Source organism: Vibrio sp. 1069, from assembly GCF_033340555.1.
This window is the reverse complement of the sequence record NZ_JAWOWP010000092.1, coordinates 1-1149: the sequence shown is the minus strand read 5'-3', so window position 1 is coordinate 1149 and position 1149 is coordinate 1. Positions and strand designations below refer to the sequence as shown.

2 protein-coding genes are annotated in these 1149 nt (G+C 48.3%); both read right to left on the bottom strand.

Going from position 1 to position 1149, the window contains the following annotated elements:
- Positions 1-285, bottom strand: a 285-nt coding sequence (locus tag R7040_RS24635) for a DUF2955 domain-containing protein (RefSeq protein ID WP_318097296.1), incomplete at its 3' end; no start/stop codon positions are given.
- 12 nt (positions 286-297) lie between these two features.
- Positions 298-1149: HlyD family secretion protein (locus tag R7040_RS24630; RefSeq protein WP_318097295.1), on the bottom strand; the 852-nt coding region annotated here is incomplete at its 5' end.

Sequence of the window (1149 nt, the reverse complement as noted above, 5' to 3'; positions counted from 1 at the left end):
CAAGCAGAATGCAATCAAGGTCATCAACACCGGATGACTACCAAACAAGCCCCCCAAAATGCCAACCTCTAGCCCACAAACAACAGCGGAGAAGATTAACTGTCTTGATGCATGCAAGTTCACTACTGGTACCATACCGAGCAAAAGCATGGGTGTTACGGTGAAAAACACACCGTAGTTCCAGCCAAACAGCTTACACAGTGGAAAGCCGATGGTTGCGCCAGTTGCTATGCGTAGGCATTGTCTGAAATCGTTCTCAGACATGGGGTGGTCCCATAATTTCATACCACCTCCCAATTAATAGATGTAATGCAAAGTACTCAAAAAACGAATTTGCAGACGAGCCAGCCAACCTGAAATCATGTTATCAGGTAATAGTTGTACCGTCGCACGAGCACCCGCCGGGAAAGCTTGTGGCTGTTCGTTGATAGACAAATGCAATCTCAATCGCTGAGCATCCCTCACCCAGCGGTTGGAATCTGTTGGTGTCGCGAGGCGGCCGTCTGCATCAAATTGACCCGAGCTTACCCCGGCATCCAAACTGGTAATGCGGGCTTCAAAAACCTCTCCTGGCAAACTATCAAAGGCCACCAGTGCTAGACTATCTCGGTTAAAATGACGCAAACTTTTCTCGCGAAAGTCCGCAATAATATCAACTTGATCCGAAACCAGTGCGATAAGTGGTGTCCCCGCAGCGGCGTAAGCACCTGTCTCTAACTGCAAGTTCGTGATAACACCATCGTGCTCGGCACTTACTTGAGTGTAAGAAAGGTTAAGCTCAGCTTGTTTTAGCTGGTTCTGAGCAACACGCACGTTGACGTTAGCTTCGCCGAGCTCGCCGCGGCTTACTTCTAGCTCTTTCAGGCGGGCTTTTGCTGCTAGCAAATTCGCTTTTGCCGCTGTTGCACTACTCTGCGCATCATCACGTTGTTGTTGAGACGTACCGTTTCGACTGAACAATGTATTCAGTCGATTGGCTTCACGAATTTTTTGCTCAGCGACGATTTTACTCGCTTCCACATCCGCTTTGGCTGCCGTGATAGAGGCATCCAACTGCTCATTGTTTTGGATCACTTGTTGTAAGTTTAATTGCGCTTTTTCTACCGCTAACTTGTATGGCTGCGGATCGATTTGGAACAACAAGTCTCC